Source organism: Sphingomonas segetis, assembly GCF_009720245.1.
Classification (GTDB): Bacteria; Pseudomonadota; Alphaproteobacteria; order Sphingomonadales; family Sphingomonadaceae; genus Sphingomicrobium; species Sphingomicrobium segetis.
Map to the genome: position 1 here is coordinate 1 of NZ_WJSQ01000102.1, position 9,815 is coordinate 9,815.

The window sequence follows — 9,815 nt, forward strand, 5'->3', positions numbered from 1 at the left end:
GCGGCCGCCGCGCCCGCCAGCACCCTCGTCGGCGCTGCCGCCGCAGGCCGCCAGCAGCAGCGCCAGGCCGATCAGGGATGCGGACTTCACGATATGGCGCCTTTTCCCCTGCTGCCGCCGATTGCAAGTAGGGATGCGCTCTGGGCGAACGAACATGACAATTGCCGCGCGGCTAGATGAACTATCGTTGGTTAAGGTCCCCGCGTTCGACGAACGGTCGACTGTGCCCGACCAAGGACCGGTTTCGCTTCGAAATCTATTGGCGGCGCCCAGCGGAAGGCGCCGGCGTTGGACCGATCAGGAACTGGAGCGGCACCGCGACCCGCGACGCCCAGCTGATCTCGTTGTGCTTCTGGCCGGGGAAGCTCAGGCTCAGCGTGCTCGACCACTGCCGGTATCCGCGCCGCTTCACCACTGCGTCGACGCGATCCTGATAGCGGGCATAGTTCGCGTCCAGCGTTTCGCTGCCATGGTCGAAGTACAGCTTGTGGCTGCCGGGATCGGGAAGTGCAGGCGAGAGATAGCGCTCGAACGCAGAGGACACGGCCTCATATTCCTCGTCGCTGATCGGCTTGTTGTCGGGCGTGATGACCAGCGGCCAGTGGGTCGACATCATTCCCGCCGCGCCGAACACCCGCGGGAATTCGTCGATCGCGTACAGCGAAATCAGCGCCCCCATCGACGAGCCCATGATCGTCGTGTCGGCGGGGCCGGTCCTCACGTTGAACCGCCGGTCGATCATCGGCTTGAGCTCGCGCACCAGGAATTTGAGGTAGCCGTCGGACAGGGGATCGCCGCCGTACAGCGCGCGGACCTTCTGCCGGTAGCTGGCAGGAAGCCCGTTGAACGCCTCGGACGGGACATATTCCTGCAGGCGCTTGGGCGTGCTCCAGATCCCGACGACGATCGTCGGACGCACCTTCTTTTCGCGGATCAGCCGATCGAGCGTTTCGTCGATCTGCCATTCCATCCCATATCCTGCCGTCTTGGTGTCGAACAGGTTCTGGCCGTCATGCATGTAAAGCACCGAGAATTTCGGCCCGTCGGTTTTGTAGCCTGACGGAAGCCACACCACGACGCGCCGCGGGTCGGCATATTTCGACTGCACCACGCCGAGATCGACGATGCTGCCGGCGGAGACCTGCGGGGGAGGGCCGTCCTGCTTCTGGGCGACGGCGGGCGCGGCGGCGAGAAGCAGGATTAGAGCGAAGACGAATTGGCGGATCATGCGGCGTCCTTCAGGTGCCCGAGCACATCGGCGTGGCTTGGGAAATTCATCGCGCAGCCGGCGACGAAGCGCTCGACTTCGGCCATGTCGACCGGCGCGATGTCGGTGCCCGGCGGCTTGAGCATCCTCTCGTCCGGGAAGTTGCCGTAGCCGGCGAGCATGCAATGCCACGACACTGGCGAGTAGTAACCGGCGATGTCCTGGCGCATCACCTCCTGCTCGAGGTCGGCGCCGGTGAACCAGGCGGTGATCAGGGCCTTGAGGCTGTCCGACAGCGCGTCGGTGCTGGTCGCGTCGCGCCAATACTCCGTGTCGCGCCGTTGCGCGGTGCGATAGTGGCAGACCAGATAGTCGCGAATCCCTTCGTACCGCCGCGCGATGGCAGCGTTGAACGCGTCCCGCTGGTCAGTTTGCCACGCATCCAGGAACGAATTCACCGTCGCCAGCACGATGTGCAGCGCGGTCGCCTCGAGCGGCTCGAGGAAGCCCTGCGCGAGGCCGACCGCGAGGCAGTTCTTCACCCAGCTCCGCTCGATCCGGCCGCATTTCATCCTGAGGTGGCGGACCTCGGCGTCTTCGTCCAATCCGAGGTGCGCTCGAAGCTCGGCGGCGGCGTCCTCCTCGTCGATGTAGCGCGACGAATAGACGTAGCCGTTGCCCATGCGGTTGGTCAGCGGGATGTGCCAGATCCACCCCGCCGATTTGGCGACGGATCGCGTGCACGCGTGGATGGGACCGGGTCCGTGCGGTGTCGGCGCCACGACCGCACGGTCGTTGAACAGATTCTCTGCGAATGGGCGGTGCGCCTCTCCGAGCGCACCTTCGATGATCGCGGCGCGAAAACCGCTCGCGTCGACGAAGAGGTCTGCCTCGAAACGACGGCCGTCGTCCGCGCCCAGCGTCGCGACATCGCCCGCCTCGTCGAGTTCGACCGATGCGATACGTGCTTCCACGTGAGCAATCCCCCGCTTCGTGCCAAGCTCGGCAAGGAAGGCGCCGATCAGATGCGCATCGAAATGGTAGCCGTAGCTTACGAAGAAGGGGAAATTCGCCGGCGCGAGCGGCGCCAGGCCCTCGCGAGCGATCCGTGTCGGGATAAAGAACGGATCGGGATGGGCCGGCACATCGCGTCCGCTCCGCCGAGCGCGCGCGGCGTGGAAGAACTTGCGCTGCGTGAAGCCATCCAGCTCGGTCGGGAAGGGGTGGAAGTAACGCTCGAACCCCGGCCTCTCCGACCAGCCGCTGAACTCGATTCCTGCCTTGTACGATGCGTTGCACCGCGGCATCCACTCGGCTTCGGCAACGCCGATCTCGTCGAAGAAGGCTTTGAGCTGCGGCGTCGATCCTTCGCCGACACCGATGATCCCGATGTCCTTGGATTCGATCAGCGACACTGTCGTGCCCTGATCCGACCAGCGCCGGTGCAGCAGGTGCGCCGTCATCCAACCTGCGGTCCCCCCGCCAAGGATGATTACGGACTGGGGCGGCGCTGCCATCAGTTGTCGAGAGCGACGAACCGCACCGCCGCGCCGCCGCCGGGCGCAATGCGCATCGCCATGCGGTCCCTGGCGGTGACGATGCGCTGCTCGATGACGATCGCCCGCGGATTGGTGCGATAGTCGGCGTCGGCGCCGTCGCGGTATATTTCGGCGCGATAGCGGCGGCCCGGATCGAGGAAGTCGAGCGCGACGTCGAAATGCCGCTCCTGCTCGTCGCCGACCGCGCCGAGGAACCAAGTCGGCGCGCCGCGCTGCTTGCGCGCGAACACCGCAAGGTCGCCGACCTCGCCGGCGAGCATACGCGTGTCGTCCCAATCGACCGCGACTTCCTTGATGAACTTGAAAGTCTTGGGGTTGGCTTCGTAATTCTCGGGCAGGTCGGCGGCCATCTGGATCGGCGAATAGATGACGACGTAGAGCGCGAGCTGCTTGGCCAAGGTCGAGAGGATCGGCGTGTCGTCCTTGCCCTTCAGGCTGACGATGCCGGGCGTGAAATCCATCGGCCCCGACAGCATGCGCGTGAACACGAGGTTGGCTTCGTGCTCGGGCGGATTCTTCGGTTCGCCCCAGGCGTTATATTCCATCCCCCGCTGGCCTTCGCGCGAGACCCAGTTCGGATAGGTGCGGCGGAGCCCCGTGTCCTTGACCGGCTCGTGCGCGTCGACGGCGATCTGCCGCTTCGCCGCTTCGGTGATCACCTTCAGGTGATGGTCCACCATTACCTGTCCCTGGTGCCATTCGAAGTGAATCTTGCCGTCAGCCCCAAGCGCCTGGATTCCGCCTGCGTCGGCGACATAACCGGTCTTCACCGCATGGATGCCGAGGCGCCGGTAAAGCTCGAGCGCGGGGATCAGCTGCTTTTCGTAATTGGCGATGTTGCCGGCCGTCTCGTGGTGCCCGATCAGCCCCACGCCCTTCTTGTGCGCGTAGGCAGCGACGGCGGGGAGATCGAAGTCGGGATAAGGCTGGGTGAAGCTGAAATCCTTGCCCCAGGCGAACCAGCCATTGCCGTCCGGATCGTCGTCCCAGCCCTTGTTCCAACCCTCGACAAGCACGCCCCCGAAGCCGTTCTTCGCCGCGAAGTCGATGTAGCGCTTGGCGTTGGCAGTCGTCGCGCCGTGCTTGGGCCCCGAGTTCCACGTCGACTTGTCGAGGTGCATCTCCCACCAGATGCCGACATATTTCATCGGCTTGAACCAGCTGACGTCGCCGAGCTTGTTGGGCTCGTTGAGGTTCAGGATGATCTGCGCCGACTTGTAGAGCCCGGGTGCGTCGGGCGCGATCATGATCACCCGCCACGGAGTTGCGAGCGGCAGGCCCCGGCTGACCTTCGGACCGGTCGAAGACGGCATCAGCATCGCCTTGAACACGTTGTCGTGCACGCGACGCAGGTCCATGCCGGAATAGTCGACCAGCGCGGCTTCGTGGATCGACAGATGCAGCCCGCTGTCAGTGCGGAAGGTGATCGGAGTCTGCGCGACTCCGACCTCGTCGATCGGAGTCCTGCGGTAGAGATATTCCGCGCGGTTCCACTCGAGCGCCTCGTCCCACCAGGCCGTGCCGGGCTCGGCGACGTTGAACTCGGTCAGCTCGTCGGCGATGTTCGCGTGGGTGAAATCGGGCGCGCGCGGAAGCTCGTAGCGGAAGCCGATCCCGTCATCGAACAGCCGGAACACGACCGTCATGCGGCGCTTGAGCCACTTGGTCTCGTCGAAGCTGACCGCCAGCTCGTTATAGCGGTCGCGGATCGTCCGGTATTCGCCCCACGGCTCTTCCCATGTCTGGTCGAAACTGCGCGTTGCCTGCCCGGCGAGCTTGAAGTTGCGCAGCATCTGGGGCGCGTCGGTGAAGAGGAAGCCGAGGCGGCTCTCGGCGATGACCGGCTTGCCCTGCCGCGAGACGATATAGCCGACGCGGCCTTCGGGACTGAGGGTCACGTCGACGTGGATGACTTTCGATGGCGAGTCGGCGGTTGCGACGATCTGTGACCCGCTAGGCGCCTGGGCCACAGTCTGCGCGGCGGCGGGGATGGCAATCAGGCACAGGACAGCGGCGGCGAGCAAGCGAAACAGGGTCATGCAATCTCCTCGATGACCGCAGCGTAGGGGCCGAGCGCGCGCTCGCCAATCTCCCCGTTGGACAGGAGCTTCATTCCGGCCGCTACGAACGTCGGCGCACCGGCGGAGAGGTTGAACGTGCAGCGGAGGTGCTCGCATCCGTCGTGGCGGTCGAAGACCAGTAATTGTTCGTCGGCTTCAATGACTTGCATCTCGCCGTCGCGCAGCGCCGAATGGACGCGACGCAGCCGCAGGCACTCGCGCGTGAACGCGAGCGTCGAGCGGGGATCCTCCTCCTGCGCATCGACCGCGAGGAGGCGATGATTCTCTCCCGCCGGCAGCCACGGGCGTCCGGTCGAAAAGCCGAGGTTGGGCGCTTCTCCGTTCCACGGCATGGGCGTGCGCGCGCCGTCGCGGCTCAGCGTCTGCGGCCAGTTCGCGATCGCTTCTGGGTCTTGCAAATGCTCGTATGGGACGTCGACCTGCGGGAGTCCGAGCTCCTCGCCCTGCCAGATCGTGATCGAGCCGCGCAGCGTGCAAAGCAGAAGCATCTTGGTTCGCGCGAACGCCTCCCGGTGCTCGGCGCTGACCCAGCGCGAGATTGCGCGCGGCGCATCATGGTTCTCGAACGCCCAGGTGGGCCACCCCGCATCCTCGGGCCAGTCATTGGCCGCACGCGCGACCAGCGGCGGGGTCAGGGTATCGGCATAGAGGAAGTCGAAGCCGTAGGCGCTGTTGAGCCGGCCCGGCCGCGTGAACGCCTGCATTTCGGCGAGCGCATGATCGCCGCCCACCTCAGCGAGGGTGAAGCGCGTGCCGTAGCTATCGGTCACCTGCCGCAGCTGTTCGAGGAATGTGGCGATGTCCGGGTGCGACTGGTTGTACAGGTGCTGCTGGAAATCGAACGGCCGCGTCCGCTTGCCGCCGTCAATCGCCGGCGGATTGTCGCGCAGTTCAGGGTCGTGCATCGCGAAGTTGATCGCATCGATTCGGAAACCGTCGACTCCGCGGTCGAGCCAGAAACGCGCGACGTCGAGCAGCGCATCCTGAACTGCCGGACTGTGGACGTTGAGGTCGGGCTGCTCGGTGAGGAAATTGTGCAGATAATATTGGCCGCGGCGCGCGTCCCACTGCCAGGCCGGACCGCCGAAGACGGATTGCCAGTTGTTGGGTGGCGAGCCGTCGGCCTTCGCGTCCGCCCAGACGTACCAGTCGGCCCGGGCGCTGTCGCGGCTAGACCGGCTCTCCTGGAACCAGGGATGCTGGTCGGAGCTGTGCGAATAGACCTGGTCGATGATGACTTTCAGGTCGAGCGCGTGCGCCCGTTCGATCAGCGCGTCGAAGTCCGCGAGGGTCCCGAACACCGGATCGACATCGCGATAATCGGCGACGTCATAGCCGAAGTCGCGCATCGGCGAAGTGAAGAAGGGCGACAGCCAGAGGCCGTCGACGCCGAGGCTCGCGACATAATCGAGGCGCTCGATGATGCCGCGCAAATCGCCAATACCGTCGCCGTTACTGTCGGCGAAGCTGCGCGGGTAGATCTGGTAGATCGCCGCACCCCGCCACCAGGGTGAGGCGGCAGATGCGTCCACGGCTGCCGAGGCTTCCTCAGCGAGCATTGCACACCGCGTAGCCAAACCCGGGAAGCTCGATCGCGACGCTGCCGGGAGCCTGCGCTTTGAGCGGGCAGGTGCCGGCAAGCGTCTCGAACTCCGTGGAGCGGGTTTCGACGCGAACGTTCTGTTTCAGCGGCTCGGTCGAAGTATTGAACAGCAGAAGCATCTCGCGGCCCGTGCCCGGCTCGAACCGCGAGACCGCGAACAGCCCCGGCTTGTCGGAAGCGTAGCGGATAACCTGCAATCCGCGTGTCAGAGCCGAATGCGTGGTGCGGATCTTCGCGAGCTCGGCAATTTCCCGATAAAGGGGATGATCGGGATCGAAGTTCGCCTGAGCGGTCGTCGCGCCCGTGCCGAGGAGCGCGTCCTCGTTGTAAGTCGCGACCTTGCTGGCGAACATGTCCTGGCGCGAATCCTGATCGCCCCCTTTGCCGACAAAGCCCTGCTCGTCGCCCGAATAGATGGTCGGCACGCCGCGCAGCGTCAGCAGCATCGCGTGGCCGAGCTGGTCGCGCCTGAGCAGCTCGGCGTTGTCGGCCTTTGGCACGAAATGCTTGAGCAGTATGGGAAAGCGGCCGGCGTCGTGATTGCCGAGGAAAGTCGGCAGCTCGAGTGCCGCCTCGGCGCCGCCTTCGTACAGCGGATCGGCGCGGAACAGCTTGGCCAGCTCGTCTGTGCCCGCAGTTCCCGAGACCACGTCGACCGCGGCACGCGTGAATGAAAAATCGAGCACGCTCGGCAGCTTGTCGACGCGTGTGTTCACCGCCGTGTGCGCCGGGTCCATCTCGCCCGTCGCGACTTCGCCGAAGATGTGGAAATTGGGGATGCCGTTCGCTTTCGCGCGGGTGAGCATCGCGGGCACGAACTTCTGCCAGAACTCCGGATTGACGTGCTGGGCGGTATCGATCCGGAAGCCATCGACGCGGTACTTGTCGATCCAGCCGCCGTAGATCTCGATCATGCCGTCGATGACGCGCGGGTTCTCGGTGAAAATGTCGTCGAGGCCGACGAAGTCGCCCATCGTGCTGGACTCGCCGCGGAAGGTGCTGTCGCCGCGGTTGTGATAATAGATCGGGTCGTTGAGCCACGCCGGCCGCTTGACGTCCTTCTCGGCGGCCGGGACCTTCACGGTGTAAGCGTAGTTCGGGTCGGTGAGCTTCGCGAAATTCGCCGCGCTTCCGTCCTGCTCGCCGATGAAGCCCGGATTGATCGGCTTGCCCTCGACGCCGCCGCGGCGCTGATACGGATAGTCGGCGATGCTCCGGTAAGGGCAGTCGTTCTGACCCGCGCATTCCGCAAGCTGGATCACGTCGGCCGTGTGATTGGCGACGATGTCCATGTAGAATTTCATGCCGCGCGCGTGGACTGCATCGACCAGCGCCTTGAACTCTTCGTTGGTCCCGAAATGCGGATCGACCTGGGTAAAATCGGTGATCCAGTAGCCGTGATAGCCTGCGCTTTCCTGTCCCGGCGGGCCCTGCACGGCCTTGTTCTTGAAGATCGGAGCAACCCAAAGCGCCGTGGCGCCGAGCCCCTCGATGTAATCGAGGCGGTCGATCAGCCCCTTGATGTCGCCACCGTGGTAGAAGCCCTTGTGCGTCGGGTCGAAGCCCGTGGCCAGCCGGTCGCCGGAAAGCCCGCCGCGGTCGTTCGAGGGATCGCCGTTTTCGAACCGGTCGGGCAGGACGAAATAGATCACCTCGTCCTGCGGCAGGCGCGCGCGGTAATCCGCTGCGCCGGTCGAGGCGCTTGCGCTCGATGCAAGCGCGACCGCCATCGCCGCTCGGATGAAAGACGTCCTCATTGGTGCTCCTTCACCTTGTCGCCGACCAGCGACGCCACGAATTGACGGTGCGTGGGCAGGCTCTTGGTCTTCACGCGATAGCTTTTTGCAACGCTGTCCAGGAACGGACCGATGTCTTCGCCGGGGACATTGTCCGCGAGCGGAGACCAGCTTTCCGGCATGATCCCCTGGCCGATCATGACCTGGCCCCAGCTGTCGTCGAGGAACAGTTCCTCGTCCTCGCGGATGACCAGGCCCGCCTCGCGGAACAGACTGATCTTTTCGAGCAAAGTGTCCGGCAACTCCATGTTGCGGCACAGCTCCCAGAACTCGCCCTCGCGCTCGTTGGCGAAATAGTGAAGCGCGATGAAATCGCGCACGCGCGCCCATTCGATCGTCGACAGCCGGTTGAAATAGTCGCGTGCTGAATCGGTCCGCGACAGGTCGCCGGGAAGCAGGTTGAGGAATCTTCCGAGGGCCGACTGGACCAAGTGGATGGCGGTAGATTCCAGCGGCTCCATGAACCCGGCCGCGAGGCCGAGCGCGAGGCAATTGTGCGACCAGAATTTCTCGCGCCGGCCGCTGGTGAACCGGATCGGCCGCGGATCGCCGAGCGGCGCTCCGTCGAGGTTCGCAAGCAGGGTCGATGCGGCCTCGTCGTCGGACATGAACTTGCTGCAATAGACGTGGCCGTTGCCGGTGCGGTGCTGCAGCGGGATGCGCCATTGCCACCCGGACGGCCGCGACAGCGCCTGCGTATAAGGCCGGAACGCGTCGCTGGACTTGCACGCCACCGCGAGCGCGGAATCGCACGGGAGCCAGCGGCTCCAGTCGAGGTACGGAACGTCCAGCGTCTTTCCGACCAGCAGGCTGCGAAAGCCCGTGCAGTCGATGAAGAAAGTCCCTTGGACGCGTCTCTCGCCGTTGAGGGTGAGAGCGGTCACGTCGCCATCTTCGCCATCGCGCTCGACGTCGAGGATCCTGCCCTCGACGCGGCGGACGCCCCGCTCCTCGGCATAGTCGCGAAGCATCTTCGCGAAGAGCGAAGCGTCGAAATGATAAGCATAGATGAGTTCGGGGACGGTGTTCGATGCGGTGTTCGTGGCCATCCGCCCGAGCCGCGCGGCGGCGATGTTGAAACCGTATGCGCCGAACTCCTGCGCCACTCCGAGCGACCGTCCGCGGAGCCACAGCTGGCGAAACGGGATCAGGCCGACTTGCCGCCCGGTCTGGCCGAAGCTGTGCATGTAGGATCGGCCTTGACCGGTCCAGCCGTCGAACTCGATGCCGAGCTTGAAGGTCGCGTTGGTCCGGCGGACGAACTCGGCCTGGTCGAGGCCAAGCCCGATGATCAGATTGTGGATTTGAGGGATCGTCGCTTCACCGACGCCGACGGTGCCGATCTCGTCGGACTCAACGAGTGTGATTGACGCCCTGTTGTCAAGGAAGCGCGCGAAAGTCGCTGCAGCGACCCAGCCCGCAGTTCCGCCACCGGCGATGACGATCTCGAGACGCGAAAGCTGGCTCATCGAATGGCGATCGCGGGAACCCGGCGGCGGCGGCGCAATGCCGCCGGGACCGCTCGGATCAGGAGCCGCGCTCGCCGCGCTCGACCGGCGCCGGAGGCGG

The 9,815-nt window shown here is 65.1% G+C and carries 6 protein-coding genes; all 6 read right to left on the minus strand.

What is annotated here, in order from left to right; genetic code table 11:
• Window positions 1–256: 256 nt before the first annotated feature.
• The gene (locus GH737_RS10205) at window positions 257–1,228 is read right to left on the minus strand and encodes an alpha/beta hydrolase (protein ID WP_155264720.1); all 972 of its coding nucleotides are present in this window, start codon (window positions 1,226–1,228) and stop codon (window positions 257–259) included.
• Complete coding sequence (locus tag GH737_RS10210) at window positions 1,225–2,724, minus strand: tryptophan halogenase family protein (protein ID WP_155264721.1); 1,500 nt, start codon at window positions 2,722–2,724, stop codon at window positions 1,225–1,227. Before GH737_RS10210 ends, GH737_RS10205 begins: the two co-directional genes overlap by 4 nt.
• Window positions 2,724–4,805, minus strand: a complete 2,082-nt coding sequence (locus GH737_RS10215) for a glycoside hydrolase family 97 protein (protein WP_155264722.1) — start codon at window positions 4,803–4,805, stop codon at window positions 2,724–2,726. The genes GH737_RS10210 and GH737_RS10215 overlap by 1 nt, the downstream gene beginning before the upstream one ends.
• A complete protein-coding gene (locus GH737_RS10220; protein ID WP_155264723.1) occupies window positions 4,802–6,406 on the minus strand; it encodes an alpha-glucosidase in 1,605 nt (534 codons plus the stop codon). Before GH737_RS10220 ends, GH737_RS10215 begins: the two co-directional genes overlap by 4 nt.
• Window positions 6,396–8,207, minus strand: a complete 1,812-nt coding sequence (locus tag GH737_RS10225; protein WP_196233097.1) for an alpha-amylase family glycosyl hydrolase — start codon at window positions 8,205–8,207, stop codon at window positions 6,396–6,398. The genes GH737_RS10220 and GH737_RS10225 overlap by 11 nt, the downstream gene beginning before the upstream one ends.
• A partial coding sequence (locus tag GH737_RS10230; RefSeq protein ID WP_338061780.1) for a tryptophan halogenase family protein occupies window positions 8,204–9,815 on the minus strand: 1,612 nt, incomplete at its 5' end. The genes GH737_RS10230 and GH737_RS10225, both read right to left, overlap by 4 nt.